Source organism: Streptomyces sp. NPDC002994 (assembly GCF_040611155.1).
In the GTDB taxonomy this organism is placed as follows: Bacteria; Actinomycetota; Actinomycetes; order Streptomycetales; family Streptomycetaceae; genus Streptomyces.
This window is the reverse complement of record NZ_JBEXNQ010000024.1, coordinates 34,776-59,617: the sequence shown is the minus strand read 5'-3', so window position 1 is coordinate 59,617 and position 24,842 is coordinate 34,776. Positions and strand designations below refer to the sequence as shown.

The window sequence follows — 24,842 nt, the reverse complement described above, 5'->3', positions numbered from 1 at the left end:
CGTGATGAGCGTTGGTGAGCCTGTAGCACTGGGGCTCCCCGAGCTGCCGGCCCGGCCGTTGGCGGTGCGTCGCGCTTCGCGGCGTATCCAGGTCGGGTCGGTGGCGGTCGGCGGGGACGCGCCCGTTTCGGTGCAGTCGATGACGACGACGAGGACGTCCGACATCGGGGCGACGCTTCAGCAGATCGCGGAGCTGACCGCTTCGGGCTGCCAGATCGTACGGGTTGCGTGTCCGACACAGGACGACGCGGACGCGCTGGCCACCATCGCGCGCAAGTCGCAGATCCCGGTGATCGCGGACATTCACTTCCAGCCGAAGTACGTGTTCGCGGCGATCGACGCGGGCTGCGCGGCGGTCCGGGTGAACCCGGGCAACATCAAGCAGTTCGACGACAAGGTGAAGGAGATCGCCAAGGCGGCGTCCGACGCGGGGACGCCGATCCGTATCGGCGTGAACGCGGGGTCGCTGGACCGGCGGCTGCTCGAGAAGTACGGCAAGGCCACGCCCGAGGCCCTGGTGGAGTCGGCGCTGTGGGAGGCGTCGCTCTTCGAGGAGCACGGCTTCGGTGACATCAAGATCTCGGTCAAGCACAACGACCCGGTCGTGATGGTCAACGCGTACCGGCAGCTGGCGGCGCGGTCGGACTACCCGCTGCATCTGGGAGTGACGGAGGCGGGCCCCGCCTTCCAGGGCACCATCAAGTCGGCCGTCGCCTTCGGCGCGCTGCTGAGCGAGGGCATCGGCGACACCATCCGGGTCTCGCTGTCGGCGCCGCCCGTGGAAGAGGTCAAGGTCGGCCTCCAGATCCTGGAGGCGCTCAACCTCAAGCAGCGCCGCCTGGAGATCGTGTCGTGTCCGTCCTGCGGCCGCGCCCAGGTCGACGTCTACAAGCTCGCCGACCAGGTCGCCGCCGGTCTCGACGGCCTGGAGGTGCCGCTGCGCGTCGCCGTGATGGGGTGCGTCGTCAACGGTCCGGGCGAGGCGCGTGAGGCGGATCTCGGGGTCGCCTCCGGCAACGGCAAGGGTCAGATCTTCGTCAAGGGCGAGGTCATCAAGACCGTGCCCGAGTCGAAGATCGTCGAGACGCTCATCGAAGAGGCGATGAAGATCGCCGCAGCCATGGAGGACGAGGGCATCCCTTCGGGGGCACCCGCCGTCACTGTGAGCTGAAGGATCAGAGAGAGGGGGCCCGAGCGTGACTATCTTGGAAGGCATCCGGGGGCCGCGCGACCTGAAGCATCTGGCAGAGAGCGAAATCTCTCAGCTGGCGTCCGAAATCCGGGAGTTCCTGGTAAAGGCCGTGGCCCGGACGGGCGGTCATCTCGGGCCCAATCTCGGGGTGGTGGAACTGACCATCGCCCTGCACCGGGTCTTCGACTCACCCGTCGACCGCGTCCTGTGGGACACCGGCCACCAGAGCTACGTACACAAACTGCTCACCGGCCGGCAGGACTTCTCCAAACTGCGCGGCAAGGGCGGCCTCTCCGGCTATCCGTCGCGAGAGGAATCCGCGCACGACGTCATCGAGAACTCGCACGCCTCGACGGTCCTCGGCTGGGCCGACGGACTCGCCAAGGCCAACCAGGTGCTCGGCAGGCACGACCACGTCGTCGCGGTGATCGGTGACGGCGCTCTCACCGGCGGCATGGCCTGGGAGGCGCTGAACAACATCGCCGCCGCCCGGGACCGGCCGCTGATCATCGTCGTCAACGACAACGAGCGCTCGTACGCCCCCACCATCGGCGGGCTCGCCGACCACCTCGCCACCCTCCGGACGACGGACGGGTACGAGCGGTTCCTCGCCCGGTGCAAGGACGTGCTCCAGCACACGCCCGTCATCGGGCAGCCGCTGTACGGGTCGTTGCACGGCGCGAAGAAGGGCTTCAAGGACTTCATCGCCCCGCAGGGGATGTTCGAAGACCTGGGGCTCAAGTACGTCGGTCCGATCGACGGCCACGACATCGCCGCCGTCGAGTCGGCACTGAGCCGCGCGAAACGCTTCCACGGACCGGTGCTGGTGCACTGCCTGACCGAGAAGGGGCGCGGTTACGCCGCCGCCGAGCAGGACGAGGCCGACCGCTTCCACGCGGTCGGTGCGATGGACCCGCTGACCTGCGAGCCCCTCGCGCCGGCCAACGGCCCCTCCTGGACATCGGTGTTCGGCGACGAGATCGTTCGGATCGGCGCCGAGCGGCCCGACGTCGTGGCGATCACGGCGGCCATGCTGCACCCCGTCGGGCTGACCAGGTTCGCCGAGGCGTTCCCCGACCGGGTCTGGGACGTCGGCATCGCCGAGCAGCACGCCGCGGTCTGTGCCGCCGGGCTGGCCACCGGCGGGCTGCACCCCGTCGTCGCCGTCTACGCGACGTTCCTCAACCGCGCCTTCGACCAGCTGCTGATGGACGTGTCGCTGCACAAGTGCGGCGTGACCTTCGTCCTCGACCGGGCGGGCGTCACCGGCGTCGACGGCGCCTCGCACAACGGCATGTGGGACATGTCGATCCTCCAGTGCGTCCCGACGCTGCGGATCGCCGCACCGCGCGACGCCGACCAGCTCCGCGCCCAGCTGCGCGAGGCCGTCGACGTCGACGACGCGCCGACCGTCGTGCGCTTCCCCAAGGATTCGGTGGGGCCCGCGATCCCGGCGGCCGGCCGGGTGGGCGGGATGGACGTACTGCACCGCGGCGGCGAATCCGACGTACTCCTGGTCTCCGTCGGCGCGCTCGCGTCCGTCTGCCTGGAGGCCGCCGCGCTGCTGGCGGAGCGCGGTGTCGGCTGCACGGTCGTCGATCCGCGCTGGGTCAAGCCCGTCGACGAGCAGCTCGCGCCGCTCGCGGAGCGGCACCGCCTGGTCGCGGTCGTCGAGGACAACAGCCGCAGTGGCGGGGTCGGTTCGGCCGTCGGGCAGGCGCTGCGGGATGCCGGAGTCGACGTACCTCTGCGTACGTACGGCATCCCCGAGCAGTTCCTCGCGCACGCCAAGCGCGGTGAGGTGCTGGCCGACATCGGGCTCACGCCCGCATCGATCGCGGGGCGGATCAGCCTCGCCCTGGCAGCCGGGGAAGCGCGGGCGGCCCAACTGGTGAACGCTAAGGAGACCGTGGAATGACGGACGGCGCACGGGACGGGTTCGACCTGGTGAAGCTTCTCGCCGAGCGCGGGGCCGAGCGCTACGAGCTGCACGGCAGACACCTGAACCATCAGCTGCCCCGCATGCTGCGCACCATCGGGTTCGACAAGGTCTACGAGCGGGCCGAAGGCGCCTACTTCTGGGACGCCGAAGGCAACGACTACCTCGACATGCTCGCGGGCTTCGGCGTGATGGGCCTCGGCCGGCACCATCCCGTCGTACGCAAGGCGCTGCACGACGTCCTGGACGCCTCGCTCGCAGACCTGACGCGGTTCGACTGCCAGCCGCTCCCCGGTCTGCTCGCGGAGAAGCTGCTCACCCACAGCCCGCACCTGGACCGCGTGTTCTTCGGCAACAGCGGCACGGAAGCCGTCGAGACCGCGCTGAAGTTCGCCCGGTACGCGACCGGCAAGCCCAGGATCCTGTACTGCGCGCACGCCTTCCACGGACTGACCACCGGCTCGCTGTCGGTCAACGGCGAGGCCGGCTTCCGGGACGGGTTCGCGCCGCTGTTGCCCGACACCGCGATCGCGCTCGGCGACCTGGACGCCCTGGAGCGGGAGCTGAAGCGCGGCGACGTGGCCGGTTTCGTCGTCGAACCGATCCAGGGCAAGGGCGTTCATGAATCGCCGCCCGGGTTTCTCCGGGCAGCCCAGGAGCTTCTTCGGCGGCACAAGGCGCTGCTGATCGCCGACGAGGTGCAGACGGGGCTGGGCCGGACCGGTGACTTCTACGCGTACCAGCACGAGGAGGGCGTGGAACCCGATCTGCTGTGCGTCGCGAAGGCGCTCTCGGGCGGCTACGTTCCGGTCGGCGCGACCCTCGGCAAGGACTGGATCTTCAAGCGCGTCTACTCGTCGATGGACCGGGTGCTGGTCCACTCGGCCAGCTTCGGCTCCAATGCCCAGGCCATGGCGGCGGGGCTGGCCGTCCTCGCGGTGATGGAGGACGAGGAGATCGTCGCGAACGCCCGGCGCTCCGGCGACCTGCTGCGCGAGCGGCTGACCGCGCTCATCGGCCGTTATGAGCTGCTGCACGACGTACGCGGGCGCGGGCTCATGATCGGCATCGAGTTCGGCCGGCCCAGCTCGCTGAAGCTGCGCAGCCGCTGGACCATGCTCCAGGCCGCTCGCAAGGGGCTCTTCGCGCAGATGGTCGTCGTACCGCTGCTTCAGAAGCACCGTATCCTCACCCAGGTCTCCGGCGACCACCTCGAGGTGATCAAGCTGATTCCGCCACTGACGGTGGGCGAGAAGGAGGTGGACCGCTTCGTCGACGCGTTCACGGCGGTGATGGACGACGCGCACAGCGGCGGCGGTCTGATGTGGGACTTCGGGAGGACACTGGTGAAGCAGGCGGTCGGCAACAAGTAATTTCGTGGCCCAATGAAGGCATGACACCCCGCCTCGAAGAGCCGGACGAAGGAGCGCTGCCCTCCGTCGCCCCGCGACAGCGCGACCTGCGCCGGCACAGCGGCCTCACGCTGGAGGCGGCCGCCCGGCGCGCCGGGCTCTCGCCCGCGCACCTGTCCCGGCTGGAGACGGGACAGCGCCAGCCGTCGCTGCCGATGCTGCTCACACTGGCGCGTGTTTACGGTACGACCGTCTCCGCACTCCTGGGGGAGACCCCGGGCGACCGGGACGCCGTACTGCGCGCCGACGAGGCACAGGCGCGGGAGTCCGGCGGCTGGACGTACCACCGGGCCGGTGGCTCGGGGCGTGCCATGCAGGCGCTGCGGGTGCGTGTGCCGTACGGCGGCGCTCAGGGCGACCTGGTGCGCGTCCACCCCGGCGAGGAGTGGCTGTACGTGCTGTCGGGGCCGCTGCGGCTGGTGCTCGGCGAGAGTGTCCACCACCTCGATGCCGGGGACAGCGCGCATTTCGACTCGCTGACCCCGCACCGCATCGCGGCCGCCACCCCGGACGGGGCCGAGCTGCTGTTCGTTCACACGTTGTTGCAGAGCGCCGCCGCCGGGCTGTGCCTACCTCAGGAGACCTGACATGCCCATGCCCGAAGAGGAGACCGCCGCGCGCCGCTTCGTGGAGGACAAGATCCCCACGGGCCTGGCGATCCGGGTTTTCGTGTACGTCGTCGCGGGCCACCTCTTCGCGGCCTTCGTCTACCTGCTCTTCACGCTCGGCGGCGAGCGCTGATCAGCTTCCGTCGAGCAGGCGCAGCCGCAGCCGCTCGCGGGTCGTGTCGCTGACGTTCAGGCCCTCCGTGAGGTAGCGGTCCGTGGTGCCCCAGACATCCTCGATGGTCTCGAAGGCGGCGGCCAGGTACTCCGCGCGGGCCTCGAAGAGCGGGCTGAGCAGCTCCATGACCTCGGGGGACATCGCCGCGGGGGAGTTGTCGCTGCGCTTCACCTTGTAGCGGCGGTGCGGGTCGTTCGACTTCAGGTAGTCGGCCTCGATGGCCTCGCGTTCGACGCCGACCGCCAGCAGGGTCACGGCTATCGACAGGCCCGCGCGGTCCTTGCCCGCCGCGCAGTGCATCAGCGCGGGGACGGCTTCCCCGGCGAGCGCGTGCAGCACCCGGCTCTGCTCGGCCGTACGCTCCTTGATGATCATCCGGTACGTCGCCGACATCCGGCCCGCGGCCTTGCCGTCAGCGAGGATCTCGCGCAGCTCGTCGAGGTTCCCGTCGCGGACCATCTTCCAGAACACCGCGCCGTCGGCCGGGTCCGTCAAGGGCAGGTTGACGTTGCGCACCCCCGGCAGCTCGATGTCGGGGCCCTCCAGCTTCTGGTCCGCCTCATTGCGGAAGTCGAAGATCGTGTGGAGGCCGAGCGAACCGAGGAACGCCGCGTCGGTGGCGGTGGCGTGCGCCAGGTGACCGCTGCGGAAGAGGACGCCGTACCGGACCCGTCGCCCGTCCACCGTCGGCAGGCCGCCCACATCGCGGAAGTTGCGCACCGCGGCAAGCTCGGGCTCGGTCTGCTCGGGCTCTGTCGACGGGACCTGCGGCAGCTGCTGTGTCACGTGGGCTCCTGAAGTCTGCCGTCGGCGCTGCTCGCCGACTTCGGCGCGTTTCGACGATACGACATGGGTTCCTGGGGCAATCATCTCGGATCGGACCGCGCGGTCGTTGCACTGGGGAGTCCGGACGTACGAAGATGTTCGGACCTGTGCGAATCTGGGGGACTTGATGATCGACACCGGCGACAACGGCCGTACCTGGCTGCTCTCCGGGGCGGCGGGCAGCTACGCGCTGCACCTCACCGACCGCGACGAGCTGGTCCACCTGCACTGGGGGCCGCGGATCTCCCTCGCCGACGCCGAGTCGCTGGCCGCCGAACCGCCGCCGCCGTACTGGCCCTTCGAGTCGCAGCTCGACGGACGCGAGGAGTACCCCGTCGAGGGCGGCCCCCGTTTCGCACGGCCGGCCCTGTCGGTTCGTACGCCCGCCGTGCGCGGCACCGAGTGGCGCTGCGCCGGATCCGCCACGGACGGCGACGAACTGCGGCTGCGCTTCGCCGACCCCGTCCATCACCTCGGCCTCACCCTGCACTACCGGATGCGCGCGGACTCCGACGTCGTGGAGCGGTGGGCCACCGTCGCGCACGAAGGACCGGCCGATGCCCCCGCCCTCGAGCTGCTGCGGGCCGACGCCGCCGCCTGGACGCTGCCCCGGCGCGAGCGGTGGCGGCTGAGCCAGCTGCACGGCCGGTGGGCGGCCGAATCCCGGCTCGTACGGTCCGGGCTTACCCCTGGCGAGAAGGTGCTGGGCAGCCGCCGAGGCCACACCGGGCACCAGCACCTGCCCTGGGTCGCCCTCGACGCCGAGGGCGCCACGGAGGAGAGCGGCGAGGTGTACGGCTGCGCCCTCGGCTGGTCCGGGTCGTGGCGCATCGCCGTACAGCAACTGCCCGACGGGACGGTGCAGATCACCGGCGGGGCGGGACACGACGACTCGGGTCTGCTGCGGCTGGCGCCCGGCGGAACGTACACCACGCCCGTCTTCGCGGGGCTGTGGAGCGACGGCGGATTCGGCGGGGCGAGCCGGGCGTGGCACGCCTGGCAGCTCGCGCACGTCATGCCCGACGCTCGCAGCTCGCGGCCCGTTCTCTACAACTCCTGGGAAGCGACCGGGTTCGACATCTCCGAGGGCCAGCAGCTCGCGCTGGCGCGGCGGGCCGCGGACATCGGTGTCGAGCTGTTCGTCGTGGACGACGCGTGGTTCGGCGCGCGGGTCAGCGACCGCGCCGGGCTCGGGGACTGGACGCCGAATCCGGACCGCTTCCCCGGCGGGCTGAAGCCGCTGGCCGACGAAGTGCACGGGCTGGGCATGCGGTTCGGGATCTGGGTCGAGCCCGAGATGGTCAACGCCGACAGCGATCTGTACCGGGCGCATCCCGACTGGGTGCAGCATCATCCGGGGCGCACCCGCACGGAGTTCCGTAACCAGCTTGTCCTCAATCTGGCGCGGGACGACGTCCAGGCGTACCTCTGGGAGCAGCTCGACGGGTTGCTGTCGAGCGCTCCGATCGATTATGTGAAGTGGGACTTCAACCGCTGCTTCACCGACGCGGGCTGGCCGGGCGAACCGTACCCGCAGCGGCTGTGGACCGAGCACGTGCACGCCCTGTACGCGCTCCTCGACCGGCTGCGGGCCGCGCATCCCGGCGTCGCCTTCGAGTCGTGCTCGGGCGGCGGCGGCCGGATCGACCTCGGGATTCTGTCCCGTACCGACCAGGTGTGGACGTCCGACAACACCGACCCGCTGGACCGGCTCGCCATCCAGCACGGCTTCAGCCAGCTGCACCCGGCGCGGGCGATGGCCGCGTGGGTCACCGACAGCCCGAACACTCAGCTCAACGGGCGGGTCAGCTCGCTGCGCTTCCGCTTCGTGAGCGCGATGGCGGGCGTGCTCGGCATCGGCGGCGATCTGACCGGCTGGGGCGAGGACGAGATCGCCGAGGCGCGCGAGTGGGTGGACCTGTACAAGGAGATCAGGCCGGTGGTGCAGCACGGCGAGCTGTACCGGCTGCGGGCGCCCGACGGCGGGCTCAGCGCCGTTCAGTACGTGCGCGGTGACGACACCGTCGTCCTCGCCTGGCTCCAGGCGCAGCATTACGGCGAGGAGCAGCCGCCGCTGCGTCTGCGCGGGCTGGACCCGGCTGCGGCGTACGCCTGCCTCGACACCTCTGCCGTGCACCGGGGTTCCGTACTGCTCCACCGGGGGCTTCGCACCGCGCTGCGCGGCGATCTCGACGCGGCGGTCTTCCGGCTGCGGAGGACGTGAGCCCTGGGATTTGACGCCCTTACAGTGCAGTGCGGGAGGTAAGTGGCAGTTAGGGCGAAACGGACCATTTCGGTGTAACTCCCCATGGGGGTACGGGAAATGGCGGGGCTGCTGGTGAGCAGGATCATATTCGTGACGGTGCGTGGCGAAGCGCTGCGAGGAAATGCCAGTTGGCGGGCGGGGCGTAAAGATCCGTAATCCACAGAGGGTGACGGGAATTGCTCCATGAATTCTCGTGGGGCAATGGCGGAATGAATGGACTGGCTTGTACGGGAGAGCCGCGTCGGCTTACGGTCACCGTCAATCCGGGTGGACCGCCGAATCCTGCCACCTCCCGGAATCCGCACTCACACTCACTCACGCGTGGCAGGAGCGGGGGAACCAGGTAAGTACGCCGGTCATCGGGGAAGTTCCCCGTCCGGACCGGCTTTGGGGTTAAGTCGCGCACCAGCGCGGCCGGGCATCTCCAGCCCGAACCCGACAGCTCACCTCGTAGGCGCCGGAGAGGAATGTTCCATGCCCGCAAAGGGTAAGCACCGCCGCCCGAGGTCCAACTCGCTCACTCGCGGATTCGTCGCCGCCGGAACGGGCGGGGCCGTACTCGCACTTCCGCTCATCGCCGCCACCGGTGCGAACGCCGCGGAGAAGGCGGCCCCGGCCGCCGCGTCCGCCGGCAAGTCCGCCCCCTCGGCCGCTTCCGAGAAGGCCGCGCCGACGAAGAAGGCCGGCACCAAGACCTACTCCGTGGTCTCCGGCGACTACCTGTCGAAGATCGCCGACGAGCAGGACGTGCGGGGCGGCTGGCAGAAGCTGTACGACGACAACCGTGAGGTCGTCGGCGGCAACCCCTCGCTGATCCTGCCCGGCATGAAGCTGACCATCGGTGCGAAGGCCGCTGCCCCCGCGAAGGCCGCCGCCCCGGCGAAGGCCGCTCCGGCGAAGCCCGCCCCCGTGAAGGCGGCCCCCAAGGCCGCCCCGAAGGCCGAGGCCCCCAAGGCCGCCCCCGCGGCCGCCGCGCCGAGCACCGGATCCGGCTTCACCGCCCCGGTCTCCGCGGGCGTCACCACCCCGTACCGCATGGCCGGCGGCAGCTGGTCCAGCGGCTACCACACGGGCGTCGACTTCTCCGCGTCCAGCGGTACCCCGGTCAAGGCGGTCGGTGCCGGCACCGTGGTCTCCGCGGGCTGGAGCGGCTCGTACGGCAACGAGGTCGTCATCAAGCACGAGGACGGCCGCTACTCGCAGTACGCCCACCTGTCCTCGCTGTCCGTCTCCTCCGGCCAGAGCGTCGGCGGCGGCACCCAGATCGGCCTCTCCGGCAGCACGGGCAACTCCACCGGCCCGCACCTGCACTTCGAGATCCGGACCGGCCCGAGCTACGGCTCGGACGTCGACCCGCTGGCCTACCTGCGCGGCCACGGCGTCACCATCTGAACCATCTGATCTGCCTGCACGCTCTCGTACGCCCCCTTTTCGCTGCCACATCCGGCGGCAAAAGGGGGCGTACGTGCTTTTTCGGTCTATTCCGGGTTGGGTGAATCTTGACCGGTGTCATATATCACGCTGCGTCAACCCCTCCCTACGGTGGCGTAGGTCACTCGCTCCAGTGAAGGATGTGCCGACGTGGCAGACGATTCGAGATCATTCAATGCAGTCACGATCGGGTCGTACGCGGCGATCGGCGACAGCTTCACCGAAGGCGTCGGAGATCCCGGACCCGACGGTGCGTTCATCGGCTGGGCCGACCGGCTCGCCGTACTCCTCGACGACCGCGTCCCCGAGCACACCTTCCGCTACGCCAACCTCGCCGTACGCGGCCGTCTCCTCGACCAGATCGTGGCCGAGCAGGTCCCGCGCGCTAAGGAGTTGGCACCCGATCTGGTGAGCTTCTGCGCCGGGGGCAACGACATCCTCCGGCCGGGCAGCGACCCCGACGACGTCGCCGAGCGCTTCGAACGGGCCGTCGCGGACCTCACCAACGCCGTGGGCACCGTCATGGTGACCACCGGCTTCGACACGCGCGGCATTCCCGTGCTGCGCCATCTGCGGGGCAAGATCGCGACGTACACGGCGCACGTACGGGCGGTCGCCGACCGGTACGACTGCCCGGTGCTCGACCTGTGGTCGCTCAAGTCCGTACAGGACAGGCGCGCCTGGGACGGCGACCGGCTGCACCTCTCGCCCGAGGGGCACACCCGGGTCGCCCTGCGCGCCGCCCAGGTGCTCGGGCTCGACGTACCGGCCGACCCGGACCAGGCGTGGCCGCCGCAGGCGCCGCGCGGCACGCTGGAGGCGCGCCGGGACAACATCCAGTGGGCGCGGGAGCACTTGGTGCCGTGGATCGGGCGGCGGCTGCGCGGGGAGTCGTCAGGTGATCACGTCGAGGCGAAGAGGCCCGATCTGCTGCCCCTGTGAGGGCAGGCGGGTGGCGGCCGGTACGCGCTCCAGAACGCCGCCCGCGAACACGTCGTACAGCGGCAGCGTCTCCAGGTGGACGTAGCCGATGTGACAGTCGCAGGCGGCGAGGGGGCAGGCGCGCGGGCGCAGTGCCTGGCGGTACGAGCCGTCGTAGAGATTGCCGAGTTCGGTGGGCACGAAGTGGCAGCGGCGGACCCCGCCTTCGCCGTCCACCGAGATCACCGACTCGCCGGTCCGGCAGGGGAGACCGGCGGAGGCGTGGGGGTGGCGGCTGTACGGGAAAAGGGGGTCCAGGGCCGTCCAGTGGCCGGCTTCCTCGTCCGTGTAGGTGCGGCCTTCCGCCGCGTTGATCCACAGGTAGACCTCGGAGGGGAGCGCGGCGCGCAGCCTGCGCGCCTCTTCGAGATGTTCGGGGAAGCCGACGACGCCGACGCTGAAACGCACGCCACCGGCGGTGAGTTCGCGGCACTTGGCGAGGAAGCGGTCGTACGGTGTCTGGCCCGGGTGGTACGTGCACCACAGCGCCAGCGTGCCGAGGTCGGCGCCGGCTTCGCCTTCGGTGAGCCAGTCGGTGCGGCAGCTCAGGTTCGTCTGGATGGCGACGCGCCGGATGTGCGGCAGCCGGGACAGCTCGGTCAGGGCGCGGCGGTACCAGGAGCGGACCAGGCCCTCGCCCCAGGGTGTGAAGAGGACGGAGAGGCGGTCGCCGGTCTGCGCGGCGGCCCACTCGGTGAAGCGCTCCAGCGCGGCGCGGTCGGCGCTCAACTGCTCGCGGCTGTCACGCCGCTTGGCGAACGGGCAGTACGGGCAGTCGTAGTCGCAGGAAGCGAGGGGGCCGCGGTAGAGGATCGTGAGGTCCATGGCCGGGCTCACTTCAGTTCGTACGCGGCCATGGCGGCCCGTACGGAGTTGGAGAAGAGCTCGGGGCCCAGCGCGTCGGAGTGCGCGAGGCCTTCGGGGGACAGGCGGAGCAGGCCCTTCGGCGCGCTGTCGTCGAGCCAGCCGCGGTCGGCGAAGCGGTCGAGCTCGGCGGGGAAGTCGGCGGCCGGGTCCGCGGCGAACCGTTCGCGGTAGCCGGACAGGGGCATGCCCTCGGCCTGGAGGAGCGACTGGAGGAGGTGGCGGCGGCGTGCCTCGTCGGCGTCGACGTACCGGCCCACCTCCGCGCGGGAGAAGTCTTCCGTGGCGGTGTAGTCGTCGATGATCGTGCGGATCTCGCGCATGTCGACGGCGTAGTCGAAGGAGTAGTGGAGCGCGGAGGTGTACGAACGGGCTCCGCAGCCGAGGCCGATCATGCCGTCGGTCTGGCAGGCGTAGTCGTCCGCCGCCTGCTTCGGCGCGTCCGTGCGGCGGAACATGCGCATCGAGACCTGCTCGTAGCCGTGGGCGAGGAGGTGGTCCCTGCCCTGGCGGTAGAGGCGCAGCCGCTGGGTGTCCCAGGCGGCGTCGGCCTCGGCGCCGAGGCGGCCCAGGCCGGTGAGCGGGCGTACGTACAAGGGGTAGAGGTAGAGCTCCTCGGGCCGCCAGGCGAGCGCCGCGTCGAGCGAGGCGCGCCAGGTGTCGGCGCTCTGGCCCTCGATGCCGTAGATGAGGTCGATGTTGAGGACCGGGATGCGGGCGTCGCGGACGGCGGCGAGGGCCGTCTCGACGTCGGCGCGGCGCTGGGGGCGCACGGCCGCGCGGGCCTCGGAGTCGACGAAACTCTGGACGCCGAGGCTGAGGCGGGTCGTGCCGCGTTCGGCGAGCACGGCGAGACGGTCGGGGGTCGCGGTGGCCGGGGACGCCTCGACGGACAGGGGTACGGAGCTCAGCTCCGCGCCCATCCGCTTCTCCGCTATGTCGCAGAGCCGTTCGAGCTCGCCGGCGTTGAGGAAGGTGGGGGTGCCGCCGCCGAATGCCGCGGCGGCGAATCCGACTCCGTCGTCGCCCAGGGCTTCGCGGACGGCGGTGGCCTGGCGGTCGAGCGCGTCGAGGTAGCGGCCGGTCAGTTCGTCGGGGGCGCCGATCCGGGTGAAGAGGTTGCAGAAGCCGCAGCGGACCTCGCAGAACGGTATGTGGAGGTAGAGGGAGAGAGCGTTCTTGGGCTCGTCGGCCCACAGGTCACGGAGCGCGGGGCGGTTCTTCAGCTCGCGGTACGCCGTCTTGTGCGGGTAGGCGTAGACGTAACTCTGGTAGGGGCGGGGCGGCGTGGTGCTCATGGGGTGGCCCCTTGATCGAGAGTGAAGTGGGCGTAGGGGACGGTCCAGACGGCCTCGTGGCCGAGGCGGTGGCCGCTGTAGCCGTCGTCGCCGTACGCCGTGCCGTGGTCGGAGCAGACGATGGTGAAACAGGGGCGGCGGCTGCTCGCGGCGGCGAACAGGCGGCCGATGTGCTGGTCGACGTACTCCAGAGCGGCCGCGTGGGTGGCGCGGGAGTCACCGGCCTCGCGGGTGGCGCCGGGCAGATGGAACCAGTTGGGCTGGTGCAGGGCGGAGACGTTGACGAACAGGAACAGCCGCTGGTCCGCCGGGAGTCCGGCGACGACCTGCTCGGCCCGGGTGACCTGCGCCTCGAAGGACGTGGGCGAGGCCACGCCGAACTCCGGTTCCCAGTGGCTCTCCTGGAACATCCCCGGCAGCACCGAGCCGAGCGCGCCCTGCCGGTTGAAGAAGCCGACGCCGCCGATGCACGCGGTGCGGTAGCCGGCGTCCGCGAGGCCGGAGACGAGATCGGGCGCGTCGAAGACGAAGGTGCGCTCGGCGGTGGTCTCACTGCCCGCGAAGCGCGCGGCGAACAGCCGGGGATGGGGGCCGGGCGCGGCGGGCGTCGGCAGGAAGCCCGCGAAGATCGCCTGGTGCGAGGCGTAGGTGAAGCTGCCGGGGGCGTGCCGCTTCTCCCATACGCCGCCGGGCAGGTGCCGGACAAGGTTGGGGATGCGGCCGGCGGCGGCGAGCTCGGCGGCGACGTCGTGACGCAGGGTGTCGAGGGTGACGAGCAGAAGATCGTGGCTGCCGACGATCTCGTTCATGTCAGGTGGTCGCATGATGGTTCCTTGTCGTGCGGTGTACGGCGCGCTGCTGTGCGGCGGCGACTTGCGCCGCGTAGGTGTCCAGGCCCTCGGCGCCGCTGCCCGGCAGGCCGGTCAGGCGTGGCAGGAGATCGCCGAAGGCGTTGACCTCGCAGACGGCGAAGCGGCGCCAGCCCACGGCGGGCAGCAGATCGACGCCCACACAGAGAGTGCGGGGGAAGCAGGCGGCGGCCCGCTCGCACACGTCCATGGCCTCGTCCCAGCTTCCGCCCGCCGTGGCCATGGCGGCGCGGGCGTCGTCGAGGTCGCCGCGCGTGCCGCCGAGATGGAGGTTCGTCATGGGGGAGCGGCTGGTTCGTACGACGGCGTGCGTCGCCCTGCCGCCGACCACGACGACCCGCAGGTCGGCGGCGCGGCCCCGCTGGGCGGCCTTGGGCAGCCAGCGTTCGATGTGGAGTCCGTCCGGGGCGAGCGCGTCAACGATCGCCGCGACCTCGCCCTCGGTCGTACAGCGGCGTACCCGCAGGGAATTGAAGAGCCGGCCCTGCGGATCACGCTCCACGGAGGTGGTGGCCCGGACGCGGCCCGGGCCCGCCGTTTCGACGGCCAGCACTCCGGAGGCCGACGAGCCGTGCGCGAGCTTGACGAAGGCACGCGGCATACGGTGCGCGCGCAGCAGTTCGCGTACGTCCGCCCAGCCGCGTACGACCGGTCCTGTGGGACCGGAGGTGGGCGACGGCGGCACGGGGACGCCCGCGTCGTGCAGCACGGCATGGCACAGCCGCTTGTCGAACAGCACCGCCAGCTCCTCGGGGTCGTCGAGCAGGGTGCAGCCCGCGGCCACCCGGCCCACTTCCCGTACGGCCTCGGTGAACCGCTCGTACCAGCGCGCCGAGCCCTCCACCCGGGTGGCGTCGCCGACGCCCCGCAGCAGCCGTTCGACGTCGGGATCCTCGCCGGGCGAGTCGATCCGTACGGTCTCGCCCGGCCGGAAGGCTGCCCGGCCCCCGAGCACCTCCAGCCAGGGGACGACCCGGGCGGCGGGGAGCCCGGCGGCGGCCACGGCGTCCTGGAAGAGCGCGACGCGGCGGTTGGCGGGGTTGCCGACGACCGCGAAGCGCGGCTCCCGGCTGTTTCCGTTACTCGTCGACGGCGACATAGCGGGGTTCGTCGTCCTCGGGGTCCCAGTAGTCGGGTCCGTCGAGGTTCAGCCGCACGCCGTGCGGTTCGAGCGTCTTGCGTATGCGCTGCTGGACGGGCTCGGTGATGTAGTGGTGGTGCAGGTCCAGTTCACTCAGGTGCGTGAGCGGCTGTCCGTCGAGCAGAGCCTGTGCGCCGGAGTCACTGAGAGTGCCCATCGACAGGGCCAGCGAGTCGAGCTGGGCGACGACCGGAGCGGCGGCGACGGCTGTCGCGATCTCGTCCTGGATCTCGCTGTTCTGCACGCCCAGGTGGCGCAGGCGCGGAAAGGTGCGGCCGGACAGCAGGGGAGCGAGGTCGGCGACCGTCGCGTCACCTCCGTAGTGCGTGACGCCCAGCCACAGCTCCAGGCGCTCCAGGGCGGGCAGCCGGGAGGCACCGACGGCCCGGACGACGGAGCCGGGCAGACCGCCCGATTCGAAGCGGAGCACCTTCAGCGCGTCGTGGCGGACCGGCCGCAGGGACAGCTTCTCCCTGTCGGTGAGCGACTCGCCGCAGCCGCGCACGATCAGCTCCTCCAGTCGTGGGAACGCTTCGATGCACGGCGTGAGGTCGGTCATCTCCAGCCAGGACAGCTCGCACTCCTCACTGATGACGTCGGCGAGGAACAGGCCGCGCAGCGCGGGGAAACGGTCCGCGTCCGCGAGGATCCGCTCCAGGACGGGACGCAGGTGCTCGTAGTCGCCGTGCCACCAGGGGCCGATCAGCAGCGCACGCACCCGCGTCGAGTCGACGGAGGCGAGGAAGCGCGGCCACAGCTCGGCGAACGGATTGTCCTCGTTCCACAGACAGTCCAGACGCCAGGCCACGGAGTCCGCGGGCGGGAGAGGCGAGGCGTGCTCGTCGCCGGGTTCGGGGAGCGTGAAGACGGGGAGCCCGTGGAAGGTCTCGGGGTGCTCGATGTCGGTCATGTCCGGCTCACTCCGCCACTGCGGTGTAGCGGCCCTCGGCGCCGCGGTTGTCCCACGGCTCCAGACGGTCCGACAGGTCGACACTTACGCCGTGGGGCTCCAGGGCCTCGGCCACCCGCTGCTCCATTTCCTCGGAGAGGAAGTGGTGATGCAGATCGAGGTGTTCGAGATGGGTGAGCGGCTGGCCTTCGAGCAGCGCGGCGGCGCCTTCGTCGCCGAGGGTGCCGTTCGACAGGTCGAGGGTGTCCAGCCGGGCGACGACGGGTGCCGATGCCACAGCCGCCGCGATCTCGTTCTGGATCTCGCTGTTACGCAGGCCGAGATGGCGCAGCCCGGGGAAGAGGGTGCCGGAGAGCAGCGGCGCGAGGTCGGCGATCTCGGTGTCGCCGCCGTACTCGGAGACGCCGAGCCACAGGTCGAGGTGGTCCAGAGAGGGCAGCTCGCTCTCGGTGACGCCGCGCACGACCGTCGCCGGCAGACCGCCGGACTCGAAGACCAGCGAGCGCAGGCGCTCGTGCCGCACCGGCGGGAAGCGCAGGCCTGGATCGCCGCGCACACCGAACTCCAGCAGTCGGGGGAAGGTGCTGAGCAGGCCCGTGACGTTGGACTGCTCGATCCAGGAGATCTCGGACTGCTCCTGGGTCAGGTCGCCGACGAAGATGGCTTCCAGGGAGGTGAGCCGGTCGGCCGCGGCGATGACGAGGTTGATGGGGTAGCTCGAATCCTGGTCGGTCGCCTCGCCCCACTGGCCGATGATCAGCGCGCGTACCCGCGCGGGATCGACGGTCTTCAGGAACTCTTCGAACCTTTCCTCCCACGGCCCGTCCTCGTCCTCGTACGGGTTCACGGAGATGCGCCACGCCGCGGCGTCCGCGGCGGGCAACGGCGAGGGTGAGTCGGGATGGAAGTCGACGGCCGGGAGGCCGAGCAGTTCCTGCAGATGGTCCACACCGGACATGGCCCTGGTCTCCTGACACTGTGCGAGTGACTGACGTGCGAAAGGTTTATCAAGCGGCACTGACAATCCCGCCAGCGGGTTCCTTTTCCCAGGTCAGCGACGATTGTCAGACCCTGCCCGTAGCGTTTTCCCCGTGGTCGGCACAGGGTGTGCGGCCCGGGAGGGGAGACAGCCATGTACCGGCAAGGGGACGTACTGATCGTGCCGTTGGACGAGTCGGCGGTCCCGGCACATCTGGCGGACGCGTCCGGCGAACGACGCGACGCGCGGGGCCGGTTGGTGCTGGCTCTGGGCGAAGTCACGGGGCACGCACACGCGGTGCAGGGACCCGGAAGGCTGCTGCGGGAGGCAGGCCCGCTCGATCCGATGCTGCTCCATCTGCCCGACGGCGGACGGGTCGTGCACGAGGAGCACGCTGCGATACCCCTGCCCAAGGGCTGGTACCGGGTGGTGCGCCAGCGCGAGTACGTACCGGGATCGGTCCGTATCGTCGCGGACTGAGCGGGCCCGGAAACCGGGGACGACGCGAAAACAAGGGCCAGGAATCAGGGATCAGGGATCAGGGGACAGGGAATTCGATGGAGCATGTGAACACTTGGCGGGCCGTCGCGGCGGCGACCGGCGCCGCGGACCGCTCGGCCGCCGAGGAGGGCGTGCGGCTCGCCTACCGCACGGCGGGTCTCGCGGAGCCGGAGCGGATCGTCTGGGCCGCCTCGCCCAAGGCGGCGGTCGAGACCGTCGAACGGCTCACCGGTGCGGGAAGATCCGTGCGTGATGAGGTGCGCACCGGGCCGTGGGCGGAGGAACGGCGCCGCCTGCATGACGAGTTGGGGCCCGGCGGCTGGGCCGATCTCTGGTCCGCCACCGGAGCCCAGTTGTGGGACACCACCCGGGAGCTGGCCGAGCGGATACGGGCCGGAGTCGTCGCCGAGCTAATGGAGCGCCCGGAGGACGAGACCGATGTGCGGCTGGTCATGCTCGACGCCGTGCTCGGTCAGCACGACGCCGCCTGGCTCGCGGCGTTCGACGGCCGGGGCGACCGGCTCGCCGGACTGGCCCAGGTGGCCAGGCACGCCGGCTGGTGGTGGCCGTACGAGAACACCGTGGTGATCAGCGAACGGCCGGTGGAGCTCCACCGGGACGAGGCGGGACGGCTCGACCGGGGCGACGGCCCCGCCCTGGCCTTCCCCGACGGCTTCGCGCTGTACGCCTGGCGCGGCATGCCCGTACCCGCCGCGTTCCTCGACGAGCTCACGTCGCTGACACCCGAGCGCATCCGGGCGGAGGAGAACGCCGAGCTGCGCCGCGTGATGCTGGAGCACTACGGCTACGACCGCTATCTCAGCGAGTCCGACGCCCAGCCGTTGCACCGGGACGAGACCGGCATCCTCTGGCGCATCGCACTGCGGGGCGACGAGGACGTGGTGATGGTCGAGGTGGTCAACTCCACCCCCGAGCCGGACGGCACACACCGGACGTACTGGCTGCGCGTGCCGCCCAGGACGAGGACCGCGAAGGAAGGGGTGGCCTGGACGTTCGGGCTCGGCCAGGAGGCGTACGAGCCGGTGCGGCAGACCTGAGGAGGCCCATGCCTCGCTCTAGGAGGAGAGGAGGTCACCCGGTCCGATCAGGTCCGTGTTGCCCTCCGTCGTGCAGGCGTGCGCGCCGGCCAGCGCGCCCAGACGGGCGCACTCCTCCAGACCCCGGCCGGCGAGGCGCCCGTACAGGAACCCGCTGACGTACGCGTCCCCGGCGCCGTTGGAGTCCACCACCGGGCCCTTCGGCACGGTCGCGGGGATCGGGCGCGGGGTGCGGCTGCCGTCCCGCGTCAGCAGGTACGAGCCGCCCGCGCCCGCCGTGGCCACCACGGCCTCGGCGCGGCCCTCGCGCAGGATGTCGCGCATCACGGCGGCGATCCGCTCGCCCGCTCCCGCCGCGCTGAGGAACACCAGGTCGGAGCGGAGCGCGAACTCCCGGTGGTGGTCGGCGAGCCCGTCCCAGTCGTGCAGATCGGTCGAGACCGGGACGCCGAGCTCCTCGATGTCGTCGAGCAGGTGCCGCGCGAAGTCCATGATGGACAGGTGCACATGCCCGGCCCGCCGCAGGTGGGGGAGGTAGAAGTCGCGGGGCATGCGCAGATCGCCGGGGTCGCGGGCGTCGTAGAAGGACATCCGGCGGCCCGTCGCGCTGTCGACGAGGTTCACCGCGCGGCGGGTGCCCGCCGGTGAGATCAGCGGCTCGAAGTCGACACCGCCCTTGGCGAGCCGCTCCCTGACCTGACCGCCGACCCAGTCGTCGCCGATGAAGTCGAGGAATTTCACCTCGAGTCCGAGAGCCCGGCAGCCCAGCGCGACATTGCCTCCTGTATGCCCCGGCCACTCGCGGATCGGTGGCACGCCGAATGAGTCGGCGACCGGTACGGGCAGCGAATCGACACGGACGACCGTGTCCACCCCGCTGCCGCCGACGACCAGGACGTCGTACACCGCCTGATCGGAACGCTGGTCGGACTGCTCTTCAGACTGCTGTTCAGACACCGCAACCCCTTCCGGCTCCCCGCTCAGGCACAGTATGGCTGGTACGGAGAGGTGACAGGGCTGGAGTGGCGCGACCCGTCCGGCGGTGGCCGGTGCTGGGATGGCCCTCCTACCTCGGGAAGGACCACTTCATGTCCGTGACTACGGCCCTCACCGCCGCCGCGCTCACCGGTGGACTGCTGATCGGCGGCGTCGCCGCACCCGCCTTCGGGGCGGTCCACACTGCCTCCGCCCCGGTCGCCGACGCCGCTACCGTCTCCGTGGGCGGCGAAGGCAGAGCGTCGGCCGCCCCCGACATGGCGGTCCTCACCGCTGCGGTCGAGGCCACGAAACCCACCGCGAAGCGGGCGCTGGCCGCCCAGTCCGCGGCCGCCGAAGCGCTGCTCGCTGCCGTACGCAAGCAGGGCATCGCCGACCGCGACGTACGGACCGAGGGTCTCTCGCTGAACGCGGTCTACCAGCACACCGACCGGTCCTCGAAGCTGACCGGTTATCAGGCGGGCCAGTCGTTCTCCGTCAAGATCCGCGACATGGGCAGGACCGGCGCGGTCGTCGAAGCCGTGACGCACGCGGCGGGCGACGCGGCCCGGATCAACGGCGTCACTTTCGACGTGGCGGACCCGGCCGCCCTGCGCGCCGGCGCCCGCGAGGCTGCCCACGCCGACGCGCGCGCGAAGGCCGAGCAGTACGCGCGGCTCAGCGGCCGCCGGCTCGGGCGGCTCGTGTCGCTCGCCGAGACGGGAAGCGGCGTGCACCGCCCGCTGGACGTGCCCGGCGCGGCGTTCGACGAGGGGAAGGTGCAGGTGGCGCCCGGCGAGGTCCGGCAGGAGGTCACCGTCACCGCGGTATACGAACTGGACTGATCCGGCGTGACGTGACGGAACAGGACGTGACGGGACGGGACGGGGGCTTCAGCGCCCCGCCGCCGCCAGCGCCGCCCGGTCGATGCCCAGTTCGCGGGCGAGCGCGTCGTCGGTCCACTCCAGCATGGCGCTACGGGACAAGGACCCGGCGTACGACGTCATCTGGACGGCGAGTCCGTCCAGCAGGGCGGTCAGCCGCCAGGCCGCGGACACGGGGTCCTCGCACCGGAACTCACCTGCCTCCGCGCCCTCCGCGATGACCTCGGCCAGCGCCGCCTTCCACCGCTGGTCCAGATCACGGGCCACCTCGCGGAGGGCCGGCTCACGCAGCGAGGCCGCCCAGCCCTCGATCCACAGCTTCCACCCCTTGGCCTGTCCGGTGGGCGCGTACCACCGGACCGCGGCGCGCAGCCTGCGGACGGCGCTGGTACGACGGCCGAGCAGCTTGCGCAGCTGCGCGAGATCGCCCTCGGCGGCGTACGCGAAGGCGGCCGCGACGAGCTTCTCCTTGGTCGAGAAGTGGTAGAGGACCAGCGCGTTGCTCACGGAGAGGGCCGAGGCGACGTCGGCGATACGTACGGCGCTCACGCCCCGCGCCTCGATCTGCTCGACTGCGGCGCGCAGCATTTCCTCGCGCCGTTCCTCCACGCTCAACCGGACTCTTGCCACGCGGTAACCCTACACACGGGTCACTTGACCAGGCCGGTCTCACGGATGCCGACGAACCCTTGACAGCGCACTGTGGCGCGGGCCACAGTCGCCTCTACTGACTGGCCATTCAGTCAGTGCGAAGTGTGAAGTGTGAAGAAGTGCCGCGCCTGTACGCCCTCCCCCGTACCGCCGTAGGAGTCAGCCCCGTGACCCAAGCACCTCCCTCCCGGACAGAAGCAACCGCAAGAGCAGCAGCAGCCGACGCAGCACCCGACCTCTCCGAGGGCTGGGGCGAACAGCGCGGCAGGCTGCACAAGGACTTGCGCCGCCTCGATGTCCTCTTCTTCCTCATATGTACGCTGGTCGGCCTCGACACCATCGGATCGGTGGCGGCGCAGGGCCCCCAAGGTCTGACCTGGATGGCGATCCTCGCTGTCGCCTTCTTCCTCCCGTACGGCCTGCTCGTCGCCGAGCTCGGCTCCGCCTTTCCCGTGCAGGGCGGCCCGTACGTCTGGACGCGGCTCGCCTTCGGGCGGCTCACCGCCGGCGTCAACCAGATCCTCTACTGGATCTCCAACCCGGTCTGGGTGGGCGGCAGCCTGTGCATCATCGCCCTCACCACCTGGGAGGAGTTCTTCACTCCGCTGCCCGGACTCTGGAAGTACGCCGCCGGACTCGTCTTCATCTGGGGCGGGGCGCTCGCCGTCGTACAGTCCGTGCGCATCGGCAAGTGGGTGCCGATCACCGGCGCGATCGCCCGGATCGTACTGCTCGGCTTCTTCCTGGTCTCCGTCGTCGTCTTCGCCGCCCAAAACGGCGTACACACCCTGCCGGCCAGTGAGTTCGCCCCCACCTACGTCGGCTTCGTCGCCCTCGTCCCCGTCCTGATCTTCAACTTCGTCGGCTTCGAACTCCCCAGCTCCGCCGCCGAGGAAATGAAGAACCCCCGCCGCGACATCCCCCTGTCGATCCTCCGCTCCGGCCTCGCCTCCCTCGTCCTGTACGGCGGCCCGATCCTCGGCATCCTCTTCGTACTCCCCAGCGAGGACATCGGCAGCCTCGGCGGCTTCATCGACGCCTGCAAGGCCGTCTTCACCGTCTACGGAGGCTCGATCGCCGCCGACGGTACGGTCACCCTCACCGGCGCGGGCTCCGTATTCGGCGGAATCGCCGCGGCCGGCCTCATCATCGGCCTCCTGACCAGCGGCGTCACCTGGGCCATGGGCGCCCACCGCGCCCAGGCCGTCGCCTGCGCCGACGGAGCGGGCCCGGCCTGGCTCGGGGCGATCTCCGAGAAGCACGGCACGCCGGTACGGGTGAACCTGCTCTCCGCCGTCCTCGCGTCGCTGCTCTTCGTCGTCGCACTCAACCTGACCGCCGGCGACGGCGAGAAGTACTTCGCGGCCGGTCTCGGCCTGACGATCTGCACCACCTTCATCTCGTACGTCATCACCTTCCCCAGCCTGGTCGTGCTGCGCCGCAAGTACCCGGACGTCACGCGCCCGTACGCCGTCCCGGGCGGTCGCGCCGGAGCGTGGCTCGTGACCTCGCTCGCGACCGGGTTCGTCGCCTTCACCGTCGTCGTACTGATCTGGCCGGGCTTCGGCGTCGGCTGGTTCGGCACCGAGGGGACGGCCGCCGACTCGCTGCCCGAGGCCTTCGCGGGCGAACGGCTCCAGTACACGCTCAGCCAGGTCGTACCGCTGCTGCTGTTCCTGGGTATCGGGCTGCTCTTCTACGCGCTGGGGGCGAAGACCCGCCGCGCGAAGGGGTGAGGATTACCGGATAGCGTGCGGCGCATGGGCGATGCGTACGTATGGGTGGCCGACCTGGACGCCCGGCCGGAGGAAGCCGCGGTGCTCGCCGGCCGGGTCATGGACTGGCTGGAGCACCGGGGCATCGTCCAGGGCGAGCTGACGAACTGCCTGCTCGGCGACGAGCTCGGCAGGCCGCCGGGACCGCACGCCGCGCGCGCCGTCACCGAGGACGAGGTGGCCGAGGTGACGGTGGGCGGGGCGTGCGGTGTCGGCATGGAGATCGAGCGCCGCGTGTACGTGAGCGCTGACCTCTGGACGGCGACCTGCCCGCACTGCGGCGCCACCACCGAGCCCGCCGACAGCGGCCCCGACATGTGGACGCGCGCATGGGCCCCGCTGCTCGACGACCTGTACGCCTGGTTCGGCGGTACGGGCCCGGGCAGCGGGGTCTGCGTGCGGTGCGGGGAGCGGTCCGGCTTCCTCGCGTGGAAGATCGACCCGCCGGTCGCGGTGGCTCACCTGGGAATGATCCTGTGGAACTGGCCGCCGCTGTCGGAGCCGTTCCTCGCCGAGCTCGCCGCGGTCCTGGGGGGCCATCGGCTGGTGACCGCGAGGACCACGGTGTAGCTGGGCACGGATCAGGTACGCGGCGGGAAGTTCGCGGTGGCGAGTACGGAGCCGTCGGGGGCCAGCAGCCGCGCGCCGGTCACCGTCGCGGGGTCTACGGGGGCCGGGGCGCCCCAGTATCCGTAGCCGCCCTTGAGCGTGAACGAGCCGATGGGGACCGTGGTGCCGTCGGAGCGTTCGAGCCGGCAGCGGACGACACTTCCGTCGTCGCCGTACTCGCCGTCCTTGAGGTCGACGGACATGTACACCCAGCCCGGCGAACCGGGATAGAGGTATATCCGGCCCACCTCCTGGACACCCGCGACGAGGGCCGCCTCGAGGAGAACCGGCTGCCCCTGGAGCTGCGACGAGGGGGCGGGGGCGTCGTCGAAAGAGGTGCCGACGGCCCAGCCGCCGAAGCCGCACGCGAGCGCGAGCGCGGCCGCGGCCGCTGTGACCCGCAGACGCCGGCGCAGGCGTCGGCGGGACGTCTCCGGCCGGGAGGGGGCCATCCGCTCCGCGACGCGGGTCTCGAAGCCGACCGGTGGCTCAGTGCCCGGAAGCAGACCGAGCAGGCCGTCTCCGACGAGAGTCAGCTGCTCGATGTCCTGCCGGCAGCCGGGACAGCGGTCCAGGTGGGCGACCGCCTGCGCCCGCTCCTGGGCGGGCAGAATGCCCAGCGCCAGCTCGGCGGCGAGGTCCCGCATCCGGTCGCAGGTCATGCCTCCTCCCGCGCTCGTCATCGGCTCACCTCGCTCCCGAGGGCCGTGCGCAGTTTGCGCATCGCCGTCCTGATCCGCGTCTTGGCGGTGCCCAGCGGAATCCGCTCGAACCGGGCGATCTGCTGGGCGGTCATCCCGTAGATCCCGGCCATCACCAAGGCGCGGGCCTGTTCCCGGGGCAGGGCCGTCACCGCCGTTCGTATCCGGGCCGCCGTCTCGTCGGCGAGCGCCTGCCGTTCGGGGGTGTCGGTCATGATGTCGAGGAGCGCGTCCAGGTCTTCGGGCGCGACGGGCGTGGCCCTGCGCGCGCGGACCGCGTCGATCGCCAGGTTGTGCGCGATGGTCGTCAGCCAGGTCTTCACCGACCCGCGGCGGGAGTCGTACACCTGGGCGTGCCGCCACGCACGCTCGAACGTCTGCTGCGCGATGTCCTCGGCGAGCTGGGGATCGCCGACGACGGCGATCGCCACGCCGAAGACCGTGCGCTGGAAGCGGCGTACGAACGCGACGGCGATTTCGGGGTCGCCCGTCGTCAGACCTGACAGCAGTGCCTCGTCCGGTGCGCGTCCGAGGGGGAGGCCCATTCTCCGCATACCAGTGGATACGGCCGGCCTCCCCGAAGGGATTGCTCCGCCTCTACGGGAAGTCACACTCGCCATTCTCCCGCCAATCCATCGGCGCGGTTCATCCGTATCCACTGCACGACGGACACGACGGACACGACGGAACTCCTGCGGAGGGCTGAGCCATGGCAAGGACACTCACTCGAAGCCGCGCGGGACTGGGGCTCGCGGCTGCAGCCCTGGCAGGTGTGCTGGCGGGCTGCGGGGGCGGCAA

At 71.0% G+C, this 24,842-nt stretch carries 24 protein-coding genes and 1 riboswitch; of the genes, 13 read left to right on the top strand and 11 right to left on the bottom strand.

Annotation, left to right across the window (positions count from 1 at the left end; genetic code table 11):
* Positions 1-4: 4 nt before the first annotated feature.
* Genes ispG through ABZX79_RS28070 form a run of 5 tightly spaced genes read left to right on the top strand, consistent with a single transcriptional unit; the run spans position 5 to position 5,284 of the window.
* Entirely contained in the window at positions 5-1,171 is a 1,167-nt protein-coding gene (gene ispG / locus ABZX79_RS28090) for a flavodoxin-dependent (E)-4-hydroxy-3-methylbut-2-enyl-diphosphate synthase (protein WP_355263469.1), read from the top strand.
* A gap of 25 nt (positions 1,172-1,196) precedes the next feature.
* Positions 1,197-3,110 carry a 1-deoxy-D-xylulose-5-phosphate synthase gene (gene dxs / locus ABZX79_RS28085; RefSeq protein ID WP_355263466.1) on the top strand — a complete coding sequence of 638 codons (1,914 nt, stop codon included), beginning with the start codon at positions 1,197-1,199 and terminating at the stop codon, positions 3,108-3,110.
* On the top strand, positions 3,107-4,504 hold the full coding sequence (locus ABZX79_RS28080; RefSeq protein WP_355263463.1) for an aspartate aminotransferase family protein: 1,398 nt from the start codon (positions 3,107-3,109) through the stop codon (positions 4,502-4,504). Before dxs ends, ABZX79_RS28080 begins: the two co-directional genes overlap by 4 nt.
* Positions 4,505-4,524: 20 nt before the next feature.
* Positions 4,525-5,130: an XRE family transcriptional regulator gene (locus ABZX79_RS28075; RefSeq protein ID WP_355263460.1), complete on the top strand. Its 606-nt coding sequence runs from the start codon at positions 4,525-4,527 to the stop codon at positions 5,128-5,130.
* A 1-nt stretch (position 5,131) separates the two neighbouring features.
* Complete coding sequence (locus ABZX79_RS28070; protein WP_355263457.1) at positions 5,132-5,284, top strand: DUF6126 family protein; 153 nt, start codon at positions 5,132-5,134, stop codon at positions 5,282-5,284.
* Here ABZX79_RS28070 and ABZX79_RS28065 read toward each other — a convergent pair whose 3' ends face one another.
* Positions 5,285-6,112: a tyrosine-protein phosphatase gene (locus tag ABZX79_RS28065; RefSeq protein ID WP_355263454.1), complete on the bottom strand. Its 828-nt coding sequence runs from the start codon at positions 6,110-6,112 to the stop codon at positions 5,285-5,287.
* 166 nt (positions 6,113-6,278) lie between these two features.
* Between ABZX79_RS28065 and ABZX79_RS28060 the strand changes: the two genes are divergently transcribed.
* From ABZX79_RS28060 to ABZX79_RS28050, 3 genes are all read left to right on the top strand, one after another.
* Positions 6,279-8,375 carry an alpha-galactosidase gene (locus ABZX79_RS28060; protein WP_355263451.1) on the top strand — a complete coding sequence of 699 codons (2,097 nt, stop codon included), beginning with the start codon at positions 6,279-6,281 and terminating at the stop codon, positions 8,373-8,375.
* Between the two features lie 340 nt (positions 8,376-8,715).
* Positions 8,716-8,889: riboswitch (cyclic di-AMP (ydaO/yuaA leader) on the top strand.
* A gap of 2 nt (positions 8,890-8,891) precedes the next feature.
* Positions 8,892-9,809 carry a LysM peptidoglycan-binding domain-containing M23 family metallopeptidase gene (locus tag ABZX79_RS28055; protein WP_355263448.1) on the top strand — a complete coding sequence of 306 codons (918 nt, stop codon included), beginning with the start codon at positions 8,892-8,894 and terminating at the stop codon, positions 9,807-9,809.
* Between the two features lie 189 nt (positions 9,810-9,998).
* The gene (locus ABZX79_RS28050; RefSeq protein ID WP_355263445.1) at positions 9,999-10,790 is read left to right on the top strand and encodes an SGNH/GDSL hydrolase family protein; all 792 of its coding nucleotides are present in this window, start codon (positions 9,999-10,001) and stop codon (positions 10,788-10,790) included.
* Here the strand turns inward: ABZX79_RS28050 and ABZX79_RS28045 are convergent.
* The 6 genes from ABZX79_RS28045 to ABZX79_RS28020 are packed head-to-tail and all read right to left on the bottom strand — an operon-like array spanning position 10,743 to position 16,869.
* Complete coding sequence (locus ABZX79_RS28045; RefSeq protein WP_355263442.1) at positions 10,743-11,654, bottom strand: STM4011 family radical SAM protein; 912 nt, start codon at positions 11,652-11,654, stop codon at positions 10,743-10,745. The two genes, ABZX79_RS28050 and ABZX79_RS28045, sit on opposite strands and share 48 nt — an antisense overlap.
* An 8-nt stretch (positions 11,655-11,662) precedes the next feature.
* Complete coding sequence (locus tag ABZX79_RS28040) at positions 11,663-12,991, bottom strand: STM4012 family radical SAM protein (RefSeq protein WP_355263439.1); 1,329 nt, start codon at positions 12,989-12,991, stop codon at positions 11,663-11,665.
* Complete coding sequence (locus tag ABZX79_RS28035; RefSeq protein WP_355263613.1) at positions 12,988-13,800, bottom strand: STM4013/SEN3800 family hydrolase; 813 nt, start codon at positions 13,798-13,800, stop codon at positions 12,988-12,990. Before ABZX79_RS28035 ends, ABZX79_RS28040 begins: the two co-directional genes overlap by 4 nt.
* 1 nt (position 13,801) lies before the next feature.
* Positions 13,802-14,959: an STM4014 family protein gene (locus ABZX79_RS28030; protein ID WP_355263436.1), complete on the bottom strand. Its 1,158-nt coding sequence runs from the start codon at positions 14,957-14,959 to the stop codon at positions 13,802-13,804.
* The gene (locus ABZX79_RS28025; RefSeq protein ID WP_355263433.1) at positions 14,940-15,911 is read right to left on the bottom strand and encodes an STM4015 family protein; all 972 of its coding nucleotides are present in this window, start codon (positions 15,909-15,911) and stop codon (positions 14,940-14,942) included. The genes ABZX79_RS28030 and ABZX79_RS28025 overlap by 20 nt, the downstream gene beginning before the upstream one ends.
* 7 nt (positions 15,912-15,918) lie before the next feature.
* The gene (locus ABZX79_RS28020; protein WP_355263430.1) at positions 15,919-16,869 is read right to left on the bottom strand and encodes an STM4015 family protein; all 951 of its coding nucleotides are present in this window, start codon (positions 16,867-16,869) and stop codon (positions 15,919-15,921) included.
* A 174-nt stretch (positions 16,870-17,043) separates the two neighbouring features.
* Here ABZX79_RS28020 and ABZX79_RS28015 point away from each other — a divergent pair, with 174 nt between their 5' ends.
* Entirely contained in the window at positions 17,044-17,370 is a 327-nt protein-coding gene (locus ABZX79_RS28015; protein WP_355263427.1) for a hypothetical protein, read from the top strand.
* Between the two features lie 77 nt (positions 17,371-17,447).
* Positions 17,448-18,449, top strand: a complete 1,002-nt coding sequence (locus ABZX79_RS28010) for a DUF6745 domain-containing protein (protein ID WP_355263424.1) — start codon at positions 17,448-17,450, stop codon at positions 18,447-18,449.
* Between the two features lie 18 nt (positions 18,450-18,467).
* On the opposite strand, the gene ABZX79_RS28005 is transcribed toward ABZX79_RS28010, so the two are convergent.
* Entirely contained in the window at positions 18,468-19,343 is an 876-nt protein-coding gene (locus tag ABZX79_RS28005) for a carbohydrate kinase family protein (protein ID WP_355263610.1), read from the bottom strand.
* Positions 19,344-19,537: 194 nt separating this feature from the next.
* Between ABZX79_RS28005 and ABZX79_RS28000 the strand changes: the two genes are divergently transcribed.
* Positions 19,538-20,269, top strand: coding sequence for an SIMPL domain-containing protein (locus ABZX79_RS28000; protein WP_355263421.1), 732 nt, complete (start codon positions 19,538-19,540; stop codon positions 20,267-20,269).
* A gap of 48 nt (positions 20,270-20,317) precedes the next feature.
* Here ABZX79_RS28000 and ABZX79_RS27995 read toward each other — a convergent pair whose 3' ends face one another.
* Positions 20,318-20,938: a TetR/AcrR family transcriptional regulator gene (locus ABZX79_RS27995; RefSeq protein WP_355263418.1), complete on the bottom strand. Its 621-nt coding sequence runs from the start codon at positions 20,936-20,938 to the stop codon at positions 20,318-20,320.
* Positions 20,939-21,126: 188 nt separating this feature from the next.
* Here ABZX79_RS27995 and ABZX79_RS27990 point away from each other — a divergent pair, with 188 nt between their 5' ends.
* Complete coding sequence (locus ABZX79_RS27990) at positions 21,127-22,695, top strand: APC family permease (protein ID WP_355263415.1); 1,569 nt, start codon at positions 21,127-21,129, stop codon at positions 22,693-22,695.
* A gap of 24 nt (positions 22,696-22,719) precedes the next feature.
* Positions 22,720-23,304: a hypothetical protein gene (locus tag ABZX79_RS27985; RefSeq protein ID WP_355263412.1), complete on the top strand. Its 585-nt coding sequence runs from the start codon at positions 22,720-22,722 to the stop codon at positions 23,302-23,304.
* A gap of 11 nt (positions 23,305-23,315) precedes the next feature.
* On the opposite strand, the gene ABZX79_RS27980 is transcribed toward ABZX79_RS27985, so the two are convergent.
* Positions 23,316-24,026, bottom strand: a complete 711-nt coding sequence (locus ABZX79_RS27980; protein ID WP_355263409.1) for a zf-HC2 domain-containing protein — start codon at positions 24,024-24,026, stop codon at positions 23,316-23,318.
* Positions 24,023-24,598 (bottom strand): sigma-70 family RNA polymerase sigma factor, encoded by a 576-nt coding sequence (locus ABZX79_RS27975; protein ID WP_355263406.1) that lies wholly within the window; start codon positions 24,596-24,598, stop codon positions 24,023-24,025. The genes ABZX79_RS27980 and ABZX79_RS27975 overlap by 4 nt, the downstream gene beginning before the upstream one ends.
* Between the last annotated feature and the right edge of the window lie 244 nt (positions 24,599-24,842).

What these genes read in the sequence shown, in the direction of transcription:
- ispG (WP_355263469.1), top strand. Translation starts at nt 5, where the DNA reads ATGAGCGTTGGTGAGCCTGTAGCACTGGGGCTCCCCGAGCTGCCGGCC.
- ABZX79_RS28080 (WP_355263463.1), top strand. Translation starts at nt 3,107, where the DNA reads ATGACGGACGGCGCACGGGACGGGTTCGACCTGGTGAAGCTTCTCGCC.
- ABZX79_RS28075 (WP_355263460.1), top strand. Translation starts at nt 4,525, where the DNA reads ATGACACCCCGCCTCGAAGAGCCGGACGAAGGAGCGCTGCCCTCCGTC.
- ABZX79_RS28070 (WP_355263457.1), top strand. Translation starts at nt 5,132, where the DNA reads ATGCCCATGCCCGAAGAGGAGACCGCCGCGCGCCGCTTCGTGGAGGAC.
- ABZX79_RS28060 (WP_355263451.1), top strand. Translation starts at nt 6,279, where the DNA reads ATGATCGACACCGGCGACAACGGCCGTACCTGGCTGCTCTCCGGGGCG.
- ABZX79_RS28055 (WP_355263448.1), top strand. Translation starts at nt 8,892, where the DNA reads ATGCCCGCAAAGGGTAAGCACCGCCGCCCGAGGTCCAACTCGCTCACT.
- ABZX79_RS28045 (WP_355263442.1), bottom strand. Translation starts at nt 11,654, where the DNA reads ATGGACCTCACGATCCTCTACCGCGGCCCCCTCGCTTCCTGCGACTAC.
- ABZX79_RS28040 (WP_355263439.1), bottom strand. Translation starts at nt 12,991, where the DNA reads ATGAGCACCACGCCGCCCCGCCCCTACCAGAGTTACGTCTACGCCTAC.
- ABZX79_RS28035 (WP_355263613.1), bottom strand. Translation starts at nt 13,800, where the DNA reads ATGAACGAGATCGTCGGCAGCCACGATCTTCTGCTCGTCACCCTCGAC.
- ABZX79_RS28030 (WP_355263436.1), bottom strand. Translation starts at nt 14,959, where the DNA reads ATGTCGCCGTCGACGAGTAACGGAAACAGCCGGGAGCCGCGCTTCGCG.
- ABZX79_RS28025 (WP_355263433.1), bottom strand. Translation starts at nt 15,911, where the DNA reads ATGACCGACATCGAGCACCCCGAGACCTTCCACGGGCTCCCCGTCTTC.
- ABZX79_RS28020 (WP_355263430.1), bottom strand. Translation starts at nt 16,869, where the DNA reads ATGTCCGGTGTGGACCATCTGCAGGAACTGCTCGGCCTCCCGGCCGTC.
- ABZX79_RS28015 (WP_355263427.1), top strand. Translation starts at nt 17,044, where the DNA reads ATGTACCGGCAAGGGGACGTACTGATCGTGCCGTTGGACGAGTCGGCG.
- ABZX79_RS28010 (WP_355263424.1), top strand. Translation starts at nt 17,448, where the DNA reads ATGGAGCATGTGAACACTTGGCGGGCCGTCGCGGCGGCGACCGGCGCC.
- ABZX79_RS28000 (WP_355263421.1), top strand. Translation starts at nt 19,538, where the DNA reads ATGTCCGTGACTACGGCCCTCACCGCCGCCGCGCTCACCGGTGGACTG.
- ABZX79_RS27985 (WP_355263412.1), top strand. Translation starts at nt 22,720, where the DNA reads ATGGGCGATGCGTACGTATGGGTGGCCGACCTGGACGCCCGGCCGGAG.
- ABZX79_RS27980 (WP_355263409.1), bottom strand. Translation starts at nt 24,026, where the DNA reads ATGACGAGCGCGGGAGGAGGCATGACCTGCGACCGGATGCGGGACCTC.
- ABZX79_RS27975 (WP_355263406.1), bottom strand. Translation starts at nt 24,598, where the DNA reads ATGCGGAGAATGGGCCTCCCCCTCGGACGCGCACCGGACGAGGCACTG.